This is a genomic window from Solitalea agri, from assembly GCF_023914155.1.
Lineage (GTDB): Bacteria > Bacteroidota > Bacteroidia > Sphingobacteriales > Sphingobacteriaceae > Solitalea > Solitalea agri.
Genome location: NZ_JAMWYS010000036.1, coordinates 1 through 17,207, shown reverse-complemented (window position 1 = coordinate 17,207; position 17,207 = coordinate 1). Strand labels below are relative to the sequence as shown.

Annotated in this window: 12 protein-coding genes; 6 read left to right on the top strand and 6 right to left on the bottom strand. The window is 39.0% G+C overall.

What is annotated here, in order from left to right; genetic code table 11:
* Window positions 1-84 precede the first annotated feature (84 nt).
* On the top strand, window positions 85-1,512 hold the full coding sequence (gene pyk / locus NF867_RS11095) for a pyruvate kinase (RefSeq protein WP_252588053.1): 1,428 nt from the start codon (window positions 85-87) through the stop codon (window positions 1,510-1,512).
* Window positions 1,513-1,913: 401 nt separating this feature from the next.
* Complete coding sequence (locus NF867_RS11090) at window positions 1,914-5,213, top strand: vitamin B12-dependent ribonucleotide reductase (protein ID WP_252588052.1); 3,300 nt, start codon at window positions 1,914-1,916, stop codon at window positions 5,211-5,213.
* Window positions 5,214-5,323: 110 nt separating this feature from the next.
* On the opposite strand, the gene NF867_RS11085 is transcribed toward NF867_RS11090, so the two are convergent.
* The gene (locus NF867_RS11085) at window positions 5,324-5,920 is read right to left on the bottom strand and encodes a porin family protein (RefSeq protein ID WP_252588050.1); all 597 of its coding nucleotides are present in this window, start codon (window positions 5,918-5,920) and stop codon (window positions 5,324-5,326) included.
* A gap of 238 nt (window positions 5,921-6,158) precedes the next feature.
* On the opposite strand from NF867_RS11085, the gene NF867_RS11080 reads away from it, so the two are divergent.
* The gene (locus NF867_RS11080) at window positions 6,159-6,782 is read left to right on the top strand and encodes a hypothetical protein (protein ID WP_252588048.1); all 624 of its coding nucleotides are present in this window, start codon (window positions 6,159-6,161) and stop codon (window positions 6,780-6,782) included.
* A gap of 47 nt (window positions 6,783-6,829) precedes the next feature.
* Here NF867_RS11080 and NF867_RS11075 read toward each other — a convergent pair whose 3' ends face one another.
* Entirely contained in the window at window positions 6,830-7,435 is a 606-nt protein-coding gene (locus NF867_RS11075) for a porin family protein (RefSeq protein ID WP_252588047.1), read from the bottom strand.
* 268 nt (window positions 7,436-7,703) lie between these two features.
* On the opposite strand from NF867_RS11075, the gene NF867_RS11070 reads away from it, so the two are divergent.
* The gene (locus NF867_RS11070) at window positions 7,704-9,434 is read left to right on the top strand and encodes a glycoside hydrolase family 3 protein (RefSeq protein WP_252588045.1); all 1,731 of its coding nucleotides are present in this window, start codon (window positions 7,704-7,706) and stop codon (window positions 9,432-9,434) included.
* A gap of 224 nt (window positions 9,435-9,658) precedes the next feature.
* A complete protein-coding gene (locus tag NF867_RS11065; protein WP_252588043.1) occupies window positions 9,659-10,870 on the top strand; it encodes a hypothetical protein in 1,212 nt (403 codons plus the stop codon).
* A gap of 102 nt (window positions 10,871-10,972) precedes the next feature.
* On the opposite strand, the gene NF867_RS11060 is transcribed toward NF867_RS11065, so the two are convergent.
* From NF867_RS11060 to NF867_RS11045, 4 genes are all read right to left on the bottom strand, one after another.
* Entirely contained in the window at window positions 10,973-11,659 is a 687-nt protein-coding gene (locus NF867_RS11060) for a hypothetical protein (RefSeq protein ID WP_252588041.1), read from the bottom strand.
* A 118-nt stretch (window positions 11,660-11,777) separates the two neighbouring features.
* Window positions 11,778-12,293 (bottom strand): hypothetical protein, encoded by a 516-nt coding sequence (locus NF867_RS11055; protein ID WP_252588039.1) that lies wholly within the window; start codon window positions 12,291-12,293, stop codon window positions 11,778-11,780.
* 75 nt (window positions 12,294-12,368) lie between these two features.
* Window positions 12,369-12,869, bottom strand: a complete 501-nt coding sequence (locus tag NF867_RS11050; RefSeq protein WP_252588038.1) for a thioredoxin family protein — start codon at window positions 12,867-12,869, stop codon at window positions 12,369-12,371.
* Between the two features lie 370 nt (window positions 12,870-13,239).
* Window positions 13,240-13,713: a hypothetical protein gene (locus tag NF867_RS11045; RefSeq protein WP_252588036.1), complete on the bottom strand. Its 474-nt coding sequence runs from the start codon at window positions 13,711-13,713 to the stop codon at window positions 13,240-13,242.
* 193 nt (window positions 13,714-13,906) lie between these two features.
* Here NF867_RS11045 and NF867_RS11040 point away from each other — a divergent pair, with 193 nt between their 5' ends.
* On the top strand, window positions 13,907-17,068 hold the full coding sequence (locus NF867_RS11040; RefSeq protein WP_252588034.1) for an ATP-dependent DNA helicase: 3,162 nt from the start codon (window positions 13,907-13,909) through the stop codon (window positions 17,066-17,068).
* The last annotated feature ends 139 nt before the right edge of the window (window positions 17,069-17,207 follow it).

The following is a 17,207-nucleotide window of genomic DNA, read 5'->3' as shown; positions in this document are numbered from 1 at the left end:
ACAATACTTTATGTATAGTTAACACTAACGCATAGAGTATCGGAAACAAATTGTATTTTTGCCACCGCAAACTCGAAAACTTATATGAAAGAATTACATAACAGAACCAAGATTGTGGCTACACTTGGGCCTGCTTCCGCTAAGAAGGAAGTACTGCTGGAAATGATAAAGGCAGGCCTTAATGTTTGTCGCATTAACTTCTCCCACGGCAAACACGAAGAACATCAATTCACCATCAACCTAATCCGCGAAATCAATAAAGAGTTTAATTTTAATGTAGGTATCCTGGCAGATTTGCAAGGCCCAAAAATCCGTATCGGCGATATGGAGAATAACGGTGTAGCATTTGAAACCGGCGATATCGTTAATATTGTTACCACTCCAAAAATTGGTGATAAAAACTCGATCTACATTACTTATACACCATTCCCTAAAGATGTTAACCCAGGTGAAGTGTTTTTATTGGATGACGGAAAAATGCAAATGCGCGTCTTAGAAACCAATAAAGCAGATTCTGTTAAAGCAGAAGTCCTTTACAGTGGAGTGCTTTCATCAAAAAAAGGAGTTAACCTGCCTTTTACTAAAACCAGTACACCAAGTTTAACCGAGAAAGATCGTGAAGATCTTGACTTTGCGTTGAAAAATAACATTGAGTGGATCGGACTATCATTTGTTCGTGAAGCACAAGATATCATCGATTTAAAAAAGATTATTGCCCAAAACGGCAGTATCGCTAAAGTAATTGCTAAAATAGAGAAACCGGAAGCCATTGAGAACATTGACTCAATCATTGATGTTACCGATGGTGTAATGGTTGCCCGTGGCGACTTGGGTGTTGAAATGCCAATGGAAGAAGTTCCTTTGTTACAAAAGCAAATCGTTAAAAAGTGTACAGCATTAGCCAAACCGGTAATTATTGCAACACAGATGATGGACTCAATGGTAACCAACCCTCGTCCGACCCGTGCTGAGGCGAATGACGTTGCAAACTCTGTCTTAGACGGTGCAGATGCAGTAATGTTAAGTAATGAAACCTCGGTAGGTGCTTATCCGGTAATTGTTATTGAGTCGATGAGTAAGATCATCCGTAACATTGAAGAAGGCATGTACCCATACTATAACGACTCTCAAATCGAAGAACATCCGGAAACTTTCTTAGCTGACTCAGTATGCAATTCGGCGGTTTACTTAGCGGAAAAAACAGGAGCCAAGGCAATCATTTCCATGTCATGGTCGGGATATTCTGCTTATCAAATTGCCAGCCAACGCCCTAAGGCCCGTACTTTTGTATTTACTGCCAACCGCGATCTGATGAACAGCATTGGCTTAATTTGGGGTGTAAAAGCGTTCTATTACGATAAATTCGAAACCACTGATAAAACCATTAAAGAGGTTAATGATATTTTAAAAGAACAGGGATATGTTGCAGAAGGTGATGTTATCATCAACACTGCCTCTACTCCTATTGCTGAAAAAGGCAGAACGAACACCATTAAGGTGAGTCTCGCTTAAACTATGTATGCTATAGCTTTTGCTATCAATCAGAAACGCGGTCAAAAAATGATCGCGTTTTTTGTTTATTAAGTTTTCCACATTAAACATTTTCATTTTAAAGCCCAGCTATAAAGATTAGCAGCGCCTGCAGCTTAATTTTATTGAAGCCTGTGGAAAACTGTACAGCTTATTTTTTTTGTTGGCTTATTAAATTTAAAGTATCGCTCTCCGGTATTTAATAAGTTATAACAGACAGTTTAAGTTGATTACAGCAAGGTAGTTATCCGTTTTAGTTAAAGGTTAGTCAGGATCAATACAAACTACATTATTAGTACCCTTTACTTCATGCTTACGCAGCCCTGAGAAATATCATTTTTAAGGCGAACATTGCAACCTATTTTTGACACAAAATAATTACTATGAAAAAGAACACAGCTCCCGTAAAAGGGTTAAAAGTTGAAAGACATTTTACCCAGTCAAACACCAACCCGTTCGACCTGTTTAAGTATGAGCAGCGTTCGTCGGTAATTAGAAACCCTGCCGGTGATGCTGTTTTTGAAATGCATAATGTTGAAGTTCCTGAATCATGGTCGCAAGTAGCTACTGATATTTTAGCACAAAAATATTTCAGAAGAACAGGTGTACCTCAAGCCGACGGAACACTTGGTGCCGAAAACTCTATTAAACAAGTAGCACATCGGATGGCTAATTGCTGGAAAGAATGGGGCGTTAAGTATGGGTACTTTGCAAGTGAAAATGACGCTCAGGTTTTTTATGATGAATTGGCGTATACCATTACAGCACAAATGGCTGCACCCAACTCTCCACAATGGTTTAACACCGGACTGCACTCTTCCTACGGTATCACAGGGTCGCCTCAGGGACATTTCTATGTTGATCCTGAAACAGAAGAGCTAAAAAAATCAACATCCGCTTACGAACGTCCTCAGCCTCACGCCTGCTTTATTCTATCAGTTGACGATGATCTGGTAAACGAAGGAGGAATTATGGACCTTTGGGTCCGTGAAGCACGTATCTTCAAATACGGATCAGGAGTAGGCACGAACTACTCAAGGTTAAGAGGTGAGTATGAGAAATTATCGGGAGGGGGCAGTTCTTCAGGTTTAATGTCATTTTTAAAAATTGGTGACCGCGCTGCCGGCGCCATAAAATCAGGCGGCACCACTCGTAGGGCTGCAAAGATGGTATGCCTCGACTTGGATCACCCGGAAATTGTCCGGTTTATCGACTGGAAAGTTGAAGAAGAAAAGAAAGTAGCAGCATTGATTGCGGCTGGTTATTCTTCTGATTACGAAGGCGAAGCCTATGGAACTGTATCTGGACAGAACTCTAACAACTCAGTACGTATACCAAACGCTTTTTTCAAAGCTTTAAAAGAAGGCAAAAACTGGGAGTTAAAAGCGCGAACAACCGGCAAAACTGTTGGCAGCATTGAAGCCGAAAAACTATGGGATAAGATTGCCTATGCGGCTTGGGGTTGCGCTGATCCTGGAGTACAATTCGATACCACCATAAATGAATGGCATACATGCCCCGAAGGCGGTAGAATTAACGCGTCTAATCCTTGCTCTGAATACATGTTTTTAGATAATACCGCATGTAACCTTGCGTCTATCAATCTTCAACATTTCTTCAATCCTGATACGTTAACATTTGACGTAAAAGGGTTTGAACATATTTGCCGTTTGTGGACCATTGTGCTGGAAATTTCGGTATTAATGGCACAATTCCCTTCACAAGAGGTTGCAAAGCTTTCATACGACTACCGGACGTTGGGCCTTGGTTATGCAAATCTGGGCTCAATGTTAATGGTGGCTGGTATTCCTTATGATAGTGAGAAGGCCCGTGCAATTGGAGGAGCTATTACAGCAATAATGACAGGTACGGCCTACTCTACTTCGGCAGAAATGGCCCAACACCTCGGACCATTTAAAGAATTTAAAAAGAATAAAAATCACATGATGCGGGTTATGCGCAACCATCGATATGCTGCCTACAATACGGTGGAAGCTTACGAAGACCTGCAAATTACCCCTCCTGGAATCGACCCTAAATTTTGCCCTGATTATTTATTATCAGCTGCTTGCAATGCTTGGGATAAAGCGGTAGAACTAGGTGAAAAATATGGATATCGAAATGCTCAAACTACCGTAATTGCTCCTACCGGAACAATTGGCTTGGTAATGGATTGCGACACGACCGGCATTGAACCTGATTTTGCACTGGTAAAATTCAAAAAGCTTTCAGGTGGTGGTTACTTCAAAATAATTAACCAGGCAATTCCTGCTGCTCTTAAAAATCTGGGTTATAATACCCACGAAATAGAAAATATTGTTAATTATGCTAAGGGTACAGGTTCTATTAAATACGCACCACATATTAACTTTGAGTCATTAGCGGCCAAAGGTTTTACTCCGTCTGATCTTGAGCGATTGGATAAAGAAATTCTCTCGGCTTTTGAGATAAGCTTCGCCTTTAACATTTGGACATTGGGAGAAGAATGCTTGCAACGCCTTGGATTTAAACCTGAACAATATGCTGATCCTTCTTTTAACCTCTTAAAATCTCTTGGTTTCACTAACAATCAGATTGTCCAGGCTAATGACTATGTATGTGGAACTATGACTATTGAAGGTGCTCCTTATCTAAAACAAGAGCATTACCCAATATTTGATTGTGCCAACAGATGCGGAAATATTGGCAAACGATATATCCATGCACATGGCCATATAAGAATGATGTCGGCAGCTCAGCCATTTTTATCAGGAGCAATATCCAAAACCATTAATTTACCTAATGAAGCTACCGAAGAGCAAATAAAGGATTGTTATCGTTTAAGCTGGGAACTAGGACTGAAAGCCAATGCCCTGTATCGCGATGGTTGTAAATTATCACAACCATTATCTACAAAATCCGATACTAAAGAAGATTCTAAAATTGATATAGTAGAGGAAGCTTTAGGGAAAGCCGCGGAGCTTAAAATACAGGAATTATCTCCTGAGCAAGTATTGGAGGCAGCTATTCATATTATCAATAAATCAGAAGATACTATCTTCAAACGTCAACTATCAAGTATAGTTGAGCGCAAACGTTTACCTCATAAACGTAGAGGTTTTACCCAAAAAGCGCAAGTTGGCGGTCAAACAGTCTTTGTGCGAACAGGAGAATATCAGGATGGAACAGTTGGCGAAATCTTTGTTGATATGCACAAAGAGGGAGCATCCTTCCGATCACTGATGAACTGCTTTGCCATTGCCGTTTCGATTGGTTTACAATACGGCGTTCCATTAGAAGAATTTGTCGACAAATTTACCTTCACCCGCTTCGAGCCTTCGGGTATGGTTGGAGGGCATGAAAATATTAAAAGTGCTACTTCAATAATAGACTACATTTTCCGATTGCTAGGGTATGAATACCTCAATCGCGCCGATTTAGTGCATGTTATTACCCAGCAAAATGTACATTTAAGCAATCCGGAGATGCATGATGACGACCATAATACGGATGCTAGCAATCAAGTTACACCTGAACTGGTAAGTCAGCAAAAGGCTGAAACTACAGTAAAATATAAGAGTTTCGATATAAGTGGAGGTGTTCAATCAGATGCACCGGCATGCAATGTATGCGGCCATATTACCGTAAGATCAGGCACTTGCTATAAATGTCTTAACTGCGGAAACTCATTAGGTTGCAGTTAAACTAAACAGAACCTCTGAGCGTAAACATAGGTTAAAATGAAAACATCCGGGAGGTGAGAGACCCGGATGTTTCTGTTTTATTGAAATTTTAAAAATATAGATCGTTCTTATTAAAACAATTTATACGCCAGTGAGATCTGGAACATTTGGTTCTTAAATTCTAAATTATCGCTTGTCACCTTGCTCAAACCCCATACGTAACGGGCATCAATCTGAAAATTTGAAAGTGAAACTCCAGCTCCTAAAATTGCCCCCCAATCGCCATTCTTAAAACTTTCTTGATTTAATGCATCTGTAAAATCACTGGGTCCGGTTATTTTATCCGCCAGTTTAATTGAAACTTGAGGACCTGCAACTATGTGAAGCATAGGCAATGGTTTAATCTTGGCCAATAATGGAATATCAAGATAGTTTAATTGAACATTTGATTCTTGACCAATTTCGTCGGTTGCTTTAAAGCCTTTACGCGAGTATAATAACTCCGGTTGAAAGGAAATAGATGAAGACCCTATTTCGGCCCAAACGCCAAAATGATATCCTGTAACTCCATCCGCAGTTTGCTTGTACGATTCGTTTAAGCCTCCTGTAAATTTAATATCACTTGCATTGGCAAAGTTTACTCCTCCTTTAATCCCAAAATCGAGTTTTTGCGCATTTGCCGAGAAGGCGATAAAGGCAGTAACTACTGCCATTAATAATTTTTTCATTGGGTTCATTTTTAGTTTACGGAAGTAAAACTAACAAAACACATTCCATCAGACGCAAAGCAATTGTAACCTATTGTTGACAAAACCATACTGTGCTGCTGATTATTTAACACATAAAATAGTAAAATAACTAATAAATCATTGATTTAATTGGCATTAAAACAACTGTCATTTAATTTGATATAGCTGAACGGTTATTAATTAATTCATTTATATCAATCTAATTTTTTTACGCTCTATGAAAGTGAGAATTTTAGTAGCCTTAATGGCTATTGGCGGACTATTAACCGCTGGGATTTACAGTTGTACAAAAACAACTGAGGATATTAAGCAGAAGCCTAAGTCGATCAGTTGCTCCAATTACAACGACGTTGCAGGAGAGGGTACCATCTTTCCTTGTTCTGAGCCTAAAGAGTTTCCTCTTTACGCTGGTAATCCAAAAAACAATCCTGAAGACAAATTAATCGGCACCGTAAGAGTTTTCAGGGATGCGAATTATTTGTATGTACAGTATTCCGTTTCGAAAGAAGGATGGAGCTTGGGAACCACCCACACTTATGTGGGCCCTTGCGACAAAGTTCCTAGTACTCGCGGAGGTGCCATTCCTGGTCAGTTCGACAAAACCGAATGGGGAGTGAAAAGCGAGCACCCTGATTGTGGTGTAAGATGCTGGGTAGAGAAATTCCCGATCGAAAAATTCGCAAACTGTAACTGCATCTGTATCCTAACTCATGCTGAAGCGCTGAAAGATTGTGAACCAAAAGAAACAGCTTGGGGTGGTGACAAAGCATATCCTGGAAATAACTGGGGCTTGTACATTGATTGTTACAAAATCCCAACTTGTGAACAAGAGAAGAACTAAACAAAAAAAACCGGGTTTTTACCCGGTTTTTTTATTTGTATCAATATTTATAGCTCATACCTAAATGATAGCATTAAACTTTGACATTGAGCCTTTTTCTCAAATAAGTTAGCTGAAGTATTATAAACCTGGGCCAAGCCAAACTTATAATTAAACCCTACTCGGAAATAAGAAAATTTATAATCCAATCCTCCGGTCACCCCGTAACTAAAGGAGTTGAAATTATCTTTTGAATATCGATCGCTATTAGTTCTGAACAAATAATTTATTTCAGGACCAGCACCCACGGTAAATTTATCAACCACATATTGTACAGTAACAGGAATATTCAGGAAAGAGTTTTTTACTTCATATCCCACCTTTGCTCCTGCTGTACCAATGACAAAGTTTTCAGTCCATCCATTAGCCATATACCCCAAACCTGGTTCAACAGCTATATTTTTAGAGAAGTAATAACGATAGTATGCGACGATATTTAGGGCGAGTCCTGCATCATACGTATTACTAAAACTATTACCTTGCTCCTCTGGAAATAAAGTCCCTGCCCCACAGGCAAGCAATACACCCACTTTGCTATCCGGTTTTACTTGAGCCGAACAAATATTTGAGGCCATTAATAACATTCCGGCCAAAAGCCAATGCTTCTTCTTCATAGTTGTTTCATACAATTTAACGAGCCTCTTACAAAATATATACCCATCATTGCCTCGAACTATTATTGCTCTTTTAACTGTTTAAACACGCTTTTTGAAACTATTAAAAACGTCACCAACATTAAACGCTGTATACTACACAGCACAAAGCATAAATAACCGCTTCATGTTTGGCTTCAATAAAATAACTGTTACCGGCATTTCAAAGGCCAACTGCTACCATTCAAGCCTTATATTTGTTCCTAATAAATATCCATTCCAATAAAAAATGATTTATAGTAAACGATTTTGCATTAGCCTGATTCTGGCCTTATTTTTTTCTTTTACAGCCGTAGAAGCTCAAACCGTTTCCTCCGCAGAAAAAAAAAGTATAATTGATGCTATTGAAAATAAGCCACACTGGGCTGATTCGGTTTTTAAGAAAATGAGCCGCAAGAAGCGAATCGCTCAACTATTTATAGTCCCCGTCTACTCAAATCAAACTAAAGAAAAGCAAGATTCGATAACGGCCCTTATTCAAAAATACCAAGCCGGGGGAATCATTACTTTTCAAGGTGGCCCTGTAAGAAATGCTTTGCTTTTGAACAGGATACAGAAAGGTTTAAAAGTGCCTGCATTGGTAACAACCGATGGAGAATGGGGCTTGGCTATGCGACTCGACAGCACTGTCTCGTACCCATTTCAAATGACCTTAGGCGCCATCCAAAACAATGAACTGATTTATGAAATGGGCAAACAAATGGCAGCCCAATTTAAACGAGCGGGAATACAGATGAATTTTGCTCCGGTAGTTGATGTGAACAATAACATTAAAAACCCTGTAATTAATTTCCGGTCGTTTGGCGAGAACAAATACAATGTTGCTGAAAAAGGCATTGCTTTTATGAAAGGCATGCAAGACGGTGGATTATTGGCAACAGCCAAACATTTCCCTGGACATGGTGATACCGAAACCGATTCGCATTACGACTTACCACAATTAAACTTCAGCAAAGAGCGTTTAGATTCGCTGGAAATGTATCCATTTAAGCAACTGATTGCCGCCGGAATTGGTGGCGTAATGGTTGCTCATATGAACATACCCAGTTTAGATTCTACCAAAAATCTACCTTCCACCCTTTCAAAACCTATAGTTACCACACTATTAAAAGATAATATTGGCTTTAAGGGATTGGTATTTACCGATGCAATGGGAATGAAAGGCGTTGTAAAATATCATCCTAAAGGCGAAGCTGCAGTAATGGCCACTATTGCCGGAAACGACATGCTGGAAATGGTGGAGAATCTGCCCGAATCAATTAAAGCTGTTCGAAAAGCGATAAGAAGAGGTGAAATTAGCAGAAAGGACATTAATGAGCGATGCAAGAAAGTGCTTGCCGCCAAATATTGGTTGGGTTTAAACAATTATCAACCGGTTTATCTACCTAATTTAACACAAGACCTGAATCCCGAATCGGCGAATGTTTTAAACACTCAATTAGCTGAAGCAGCAGCCACTACGTTAATTAAACCTACCGACAGTGTAGTAAAGAATGGCGAAAAGGTACTTATTCTTTCTATCGGAACAATCGAAAGCACTATTTTTCAGAAAACATTAAGTGCTACGTTTCCTTCAGCAGCAACAATTTCGGTAGCCAAAGATGCCAATCAGAAAACCATCGATAATATTAGAGCTCAATTAAAAAATTTTGATAAAGTAATCATCGGAATTCATGACAACCGTCCACGACCACGCAGCGTTCTTGACTTTAATTCACCGGTAATTAATCTGATATCAGATCTTGCCCAAAGCGGAAAAGCTTATGTAGCGGTGATGGCAAATGCATATACCCTTGCCGGCATACCTGCAATTGAAAAAAGCAACGCACTGTGGGTATTCTACGAAGAATCGAAATATACCGAACAGGCTGCTGCAAAAGTTGTTTTAGGCCAACTAACTACCACTGGAAAACTGCCGGTAACGATTAATTCAGTCTTTAAATCGGGACAAGGATTGTAGCAGTCCTCAGTCGGCAGTAAGCAGTCTGCAGTAGGCAATCTGAAAACAAATAACAGGATTATGCTAAAACCTGTATGCTTTTTTTAAGATGACACAATACAGTATGGCATTACGCTGACCGGAGACTGAGGACTGCATACTGGCGACTGTAGACCGCTGACTGGAAACTTTATTGTATTTTAGATGAACTAAATCCTATTGTCTGACAAAAAACCTATCAAAACATGTTTGGTTCTGTAGTTTTAAACGTGGTCATCGGCCTTGTTTTCATCTATCTGCTTTATAGTTTATTAGCTACCATTTTACAAGAGATTATTTCGACTTGGCTGGGCTTTAGAGCCAAGATCCTGGAACGCGCAATCATTCGAATGCTGAGCGATACTACCCAGCGTGATAAATCGTTTTGGGCACGCTATATCGATCGTTTGAGAAGCTTCCTGGCTTTACTCCTGCCTCCTGCTTTAGCACCAAAAGACAAAATCATTGAAGGCTATAAGCATAAACTATCCAATGCTTTCTATAAGCATCCACTGATCAAATATTTGGCTGAAGACACCTGGCATGATAAACCAGGTTATATCACTCCTCAAAATTTCTCGAAAGTCATTATCGATATGCTTAAGGAGAATGAAAATGGAGAAAACGCTATTGACCGGATCAGGAAGGTATTAGAGAGTGGTAGAATCCGATTTAAAATAAAAAATGAGACTTATGTTGAAGTAGATATTGACCCTGAAACGCTTTCATTCTTTAAAGGTTTGCTGGATGATTCGGAATATAAGCTGGATAAGTTCAGAACGAACCTGGAAACCTGGTTCAACGATACCATGGAGCGGGCTTCGGGCTGGTACAAACGCCATGTTCAATTGGTACTGATGATCATTGGTTTATTGATAGCGGTTACTTTTAATGTAGATAGCATACGTATCACCCAAAAATTATCGAGAGACAAAGATGCTCGTGATAAAATGGTGGAGCTGGCAAGTAATTTCCATCAACAATCGCAACAAAGCAGTTTTCAGGTTTACAGACGTGTTACCAGCGATTCGATCGTTCTGGACACTTCATTAACCGAAAAAGCCGATTCCATAATCAATGCCCGATCAACTGCCTTGGTTAACGAGGCTAACAACTTGCTAAAAACAGATTTGGACTCTACGAACAATGTTTTAAGTATTGGCAAAGGTTCGTTTATATGTAATTGTGAAAACGCTCACTCAAAGTTTGGCCAATTCTTTTGCAAGGTTGGGTGTGCATTAAGAGCCATTACAGGTTATTTAATTACTGCGCTGGCACTTTCATTGGGAGCACCGTTTTGGTACGATCTACTTAACAAATTAATGATGCTTCGTGGGGCGGTGAGAAAGTCGGATGATAACACTGGTAATGATGCAGGTGCTTCATCCAATCAAGGACAAACAATAAAAGCACAATAGAAGGATAAAATTCAAAAAGCCGCTTTGTGACTAAGGAATCAAGTTGCAAAGCGGCTTCTTTTATTTAGTTCTTTTCGGAGTTTCAAATCCCGAACAGTTTGATTAAAATCCATATGCGACTAATCTATCTTTATACACTCCTTTTTCAATTCGCCAAAGTACTAGATAGCCCCCTGCCCCATCACTATTCATTGTCTGAATATAAAATGTGTCGTTCGTTTTGTCATAATTTACCTCTGCACTATAGATGCTTGGTTCGAAAAGTCCCTCCAATGCAGATTTAGGTAATGAAATAGTTTTTTGTCCAACCTTAATTTCAATTTTGTCGAACTGTGTTTTTGGCAAAGCTTGGTCTGTACCCCAATATTTTTTATTGTCAATCAATTCAATTTGATCAGGATATCCGTTAACATATTTAAATGTGTGTCTTTTCTTGTCAAACAAGCATTGTGTTATTGTAATTCGCATGCTATCCTTTTTTAGAACGACTTTATTTTCAGTCTTTGTCATAATAGGAATTGATGAAAAATTGGAAATCAATTTATATCTGTCTTTGTACACATAACCATTCAACTCTTTGTTTTTACTTGTGAAGTCAATATTTGTCCAATTGCCTTTATTCTCAAAACAATAAATTAAATGCCCGTTTTTTAACTGGCCAAGTACTTTACTGTTCGACAGTCCATCTGCTCTAACATTCAAAAAACCATCATTGTCATTGACAATAGCAAATTGTCCAAATGATTTTAAGAAACAAGTTAATAGTAAAATTGTCAAGAAATGTTTCATTGCGTAGTATCTGCTAAACTATTTAGGAGTTGAAATTCGAATTTATTTAGTTCGGGACTACAAATCCCGAACAGGGAGGCAAGAAGCCTCGTTTAAGCGCTGTTATACAATGTTTTTTCTATGGTAAGTCATCCCAGTTTATTTCTGAATTGTCGAGTAGTGATTGTAAATATTCTTTACTCGAGCTAATTAATGTCCCATAGTCTGTCGCTGATGGAATGTCAACCTCAAATAAGTAATCACAATCTTTCTCTAATAATTCATATCGCTTGTTCCCTTTAACTTTATTTAAGTCAAGATAATATGGTGGAATATTATTCATTTGAATAAGTTCAATTCCTCCTTTCCAGTCAGTCATGATATTTTTAAACTCGTCCGTAGTTAAGATAAAGTCAAACGTCAATGACCTTGCTAAGGTCTTTATGTTTGCTGAATTGTCACTGATGGGCAGCTTAAATTCTTCCCAGTCAAAACCCTTGCCTGTTGTATGGTTATGAACCCAGATGTAATTGTAGTTATCATTTATTAGAAAAGGTAAAATATTAGTCGTGGCAAAATCCAAAATAATACGATACCGTCCAGGAGCAGTTTCTCTTATGCAATTTATGTTGTCACGAAAGTCTATTGTCTTCATGTAGTTGTCGTCATAAAGTTGCCCCTAACAAGCCACTTTGTGAGCCATAAACAGCACCACAAAGCGGCTTTTTATTTAGTTCTTTACTGCTGAATACGTTTTAGGATCAACCGCCGCAGGTCCCCATTGCTTAAAGAACTCCAGCACGTTTGCTTTACTGTAACCTTTATCCTGTTCTAAATACGCACTGTTTTGGGTGTTCAACCGGTTGCCTTTTCCATCGAGAATCACAAAAACCGGAAAGCCAAATCGTTGCGGATAACCTAAAGTAGCCAACACATCTTCATTTTTATTTTCTTTACTGTAATTCAAATGATAAACCACATAATTGGCATTTAAAGCCGAATCGAGCTGTTTATCCTCGGTAACCATTTTATTAAAGCGTATGCACCAACTACACCAGTTACCTCCAATTTGCAACAGCACATGCTTGCCTTCCTTATTTGCTTTGGCAATTGCCGCTTTCATATCGGCCTTGGCATCGGCATTAGGATTATAAATTTTAGGAGCTTCCTGGGCTTTGGTATTTATAGTTGTTAATACCGTTAAACAAAAAATGAATAAGATCTTCTTCATAATGATTTATAGCTTGTCTCTCAAAATTAGGATTAAATGATCGGGTTTATTTATATTTTTTGTGTGACAATGAGTCTATGTTCCTTTCCATTATAGCAATGTTCCCTTCAACGATTGCAAATTTGCCTTTGCTAAACAAAGAAATCGATTTCAACAACGAAACGTTCCATTGAGCAAAGGGAAAATTGCTTAGCGCGGAAGCAATTTTGCATTTGTGGAAAGCAATTTTGCTTAGTGTGAAAGCAATTTTGCCTTAGCGAAAAGCAAATTTGCATTGGAACAATGAAATGCGGGCCAATAAAAATGAAAATGGCTGCCTTTAACAGGCAACCATTTCTTTTATCCAGTTAAATGAGCAGTTACGAGCTGTTTATTGGTCTTTTTTAGCCTCCTTCGCTTTTGTCCGGCCAGGAAATCGCAAGCTTAAATCATCATAAATTATTTTTGAATTAGGCACATTACGTTTGTTTCCTTCTTTAACTGAGCCGTAATAGGTTAATGCCGCCGTATAAGCTTCACTGCCTGCCAGCAACATGGTGTCTTCCAATTTTTGGTGAAGTTGCGCCAGCGGAGTTAATAATTCTCTAAGTGCTTGTACTGCCACTGTGTCTTTTTCAAACTCGGTTACATCTAAAAAGTGAGCAAATTCAGGATGTTGTTTAGCATACTCGTAAGCCTTGGTTACAAAAGCCAAGGACTTATCTCCCATTTTAGGTAACTCACGGGCTTCGTTGTTTTTTAGTTCGAGCAAATGCGGACCAAGTTTTTCAGTTAATACTTGCATGGCGCTTTTAATGGCTGTTAAATCAGCCGGGGCGATGTTTAATGAAACTTTGTTTTCCATATTATGTGTAATAAAAAGTGTGTTATAGGTAACGTTGAATAGGTAATTGTAATAAAGATGTATTCAATAATACGAAACAATGAAATAAGTTGAAAGAGGATTGAACTAAAAAAGCAAGCAAAGACCAATTAAATCATTCAACTCTTTCAACAGAATTATTAATATTTTCGGGCATTAAATTTCAGCCATTCAAATGACATCCAATTATACCGCTCAATTTTCCGAAGCACTCACCAAATTAAACGCTAAGCAACGCGAAGCGGTTGAAACCATCGACGGACCTGTTTTAGTAGTGGCTGGACCGGGAACAGGTAAAACACAAATTTTAGCTGCGCGTATTGGCAAAATACTGACAGACACCGATACCGATGCCCGTAACATTTTGTGCTTAACGTTTACCGAAGCGGGTGCTATCAATATGCGTAAACGCTTGGTCGATTTTATTGGGCCGGATGCTTACCGCGTTAATATTTATACTTTCCACTCTTTTTGTAATGAGGTGATTCAGGAAAACCTGGAGTACTTTGGAAAAATTAACCTCGACCCTATTTCAGATCTCGAGCAAGCTGAACTCCTGAAAGAACTAATTGATGAGATTGGGAACGACAATCCTTTAAAACGATTTACCGGTGAGGTTTACTTTGAGCGCGATCGTTTAAAGAATCTTTTCAGTTTGATCAAAAAGGAAGACTGGAAACCTGAAACGATTAATAAGGCTATAGATGATTATATTGAAGACTTGCCTAACCGGGAAGACTTTGTCTATAAACGCAAATACAAACAGTTTAATGCTGGCGATATAAAAGAAGAAAAAATTGCCGATGAAGTAAAGAAAATGGAAACCTTCCGGGCGGCACTGGCAGAATACCCAAAATACCAGGCTAAAATGCGGGCGCGAAACCGCTACGATTTCGACGATATGATTATCTGGGTACTCAATGCCTTTAAATTCGACAGCAACCTTTTAGCGCGTTACCAGGAACAGTTTCAATACCTGTTGGTTGATGAGTATCAGGATACCAGCGGTGCCCAAAATGATCTGATTCAATTGTTAATTGGCGATCGGCAAAAGCCGGACATCTTTGTGGTGGGCGATGATGACCAATCGATTTTCCGTTTCCAGGGAGCCAACATGAGCAATATTCTGGATTTTGCTTTTGCCTATAAAAATGATTTAAAGACAATTGTTTTAACCGAGAATTATCGCTCAACGCAGGCCATCCTTGATGCTTCTCGCGAGCTGATCAACAACAATAGTGAACGGTTAACAAATGCGTTAAATCTCGACAAACACCTGATAGCCTCGAACGCATCACTTAAACAATTAAACACTTTACCCGAGATCATTGAATATGCCAATACCGATCATGAGATTGTAGGCATTGCCAATCAAATAGTGAACTTAATCGAATCGGGAGTTGCGGCCGAAGAGATTGCCGTTATTTATCGTAACCACAGCCAGGTTGAAGAGCTGATCAAATACCTTTCGGCAAAAAATATAGCGGTTAATACCAAACGTAAGATCGACCTTTTAACACTGCCATTTGTTGAGAATATCATCAATATTTTGCGATACCTGGCAATGGAAATCGATACACCTTATAGTGGAGATGAGCTCCTGTTTGAGATCATGCATTATGACTTCTTCAATATCCCACCAATTGAAACGGCTAAGATCAGCGTTGAGGTGTTCAGGAAAAACGTTTCGATAAACAACAAGGATTCAGAGGTCGTGTTTGGGAAAACTTCAATCCGCAAATGGATATCGGAATTGGCCAATCCAAAACGATTAACACTTTTTGACGCTCAAACTTCCACCGAAATAAAACAACTCAGCCAGGACCTCGAATTTTGGGTCAAAGAATCTCAAAACCTGACGTTGCAGGAATTATTTGAAAAGATCATTCTTAGAGCCGGGATTCTGAAATACATCATGCATTCGAAAGAACGTAATTGGTATATGGAAGTGCTTACCAGTTTGTTCGACTTTTTGAAAGAAGAGAATCGGAAGAAAACAGATTTAAGCTTACAGCAGTTTGTTGATCTGATTGACCTGATGAAGTTGAATGGAATTTCCATCGATTTAAATAAAACGCTGTTTGCCGAACGCGGAGTTAACTTTATGACTTCGCATGGCTCCAAAGGCTTAGAGTTTGAATATGTTTTTGTGATGGGAGCTACCAAAAAGATTTGGGACATTACCAAAAAAAGCGGTGGAACCCGGAACTATAAATACCCCGATACAATAACCACTAAAATTTCCGATGGGAATGAGCTGGAAGAATCCCGCCGGTTGTTTTATGTGGCCCTTACTCGCGCTAAGCATTCATTATACGTATCGTATGCTGCCGAAGATAAAAAGGGGAAAGAGCAGGAGCATTCGCAGTTTATATTTGAGATGCGACAAGAGTCCAACATCAATATCCAGCGTAAACAGCTCTCGGATGATGTGATGTTCGAGTTTATTATCACCCAGTTTAGTGAGGAGGATAAACCTAAGATCGAATTAATTGATAAAAATTACCTTGATCTACTGCTTCAAAAATATACGCTTAGTGTTACCCATTTGAGTAGTTACCTCGATTGCCCGCTTCGGTTTTATTTCCAAAACCTTATTCGTGTGCCTGCCGGTAAAAGTCCGAGTGCCACCTTTGGTTTGGCAATTCACTGGGCGCTGAACAAACTGTACATACGCATGCGTGAAAACGATGAGTTCCCAGATGAAAACTATCTATTTGATCAGTTCTCCTGGTTCATGTATCGCAACCGAGAGTCGTTTACAAAGGACCAGTTTAAGTTGAGAATGGAATATGGGAAGAAGATCATTCCACCGTATTACCTTAAATACGTAAACACCTGGAATAAAGTGGCTGTTACCGAACGAAGCATTAAAAATGTAACCGTTGGGCATGTGCCGATTAAAGGTAATTTGGATAAGATCGAGTTTAACGGAAAGCAGGCGAATGTTGTCGATTATAAAACCGGTAAGTACAAAAACGCAAAAGACAAATTTAAACGACCCGATGAAAAACACCCTAATGGTGGTGACTATTGGCGTCAGGCGGTTTTCTATAAAATATTAGTCGACAGTGATAAAAGTAACGACTGGGAGGTGGTGAGCACTGAGTTTGATTTTGTTGAACCTATAAGTGATAATCATTATCATAAAGAGAAAGTAGTGATCACTCCTGATGATATTGAAATTGTACGTCAGCAAATAACATCCACCTATGCTAAAATCTTGAATCATGAGTTTACTCAGGGTTGTGGTAAAGAAGATTGTCACTGGTGTAATTTCGTTCGCAGCAATTTTGAGCAACAGGATATCTTGATTGAAGAAGAGGAAAAAGAATAGGCCTTTGACTACAGTCCTATTGTCTCGCTGAGCGCAGTCGAAGCGTTTTAACAACTAGCCTTCGACTACGCTCCTTTAGATTTGTTATTGTTAGATTTAAAATGAGAAAGGAAGCAAAAGTACACTAAGACAATCGCTC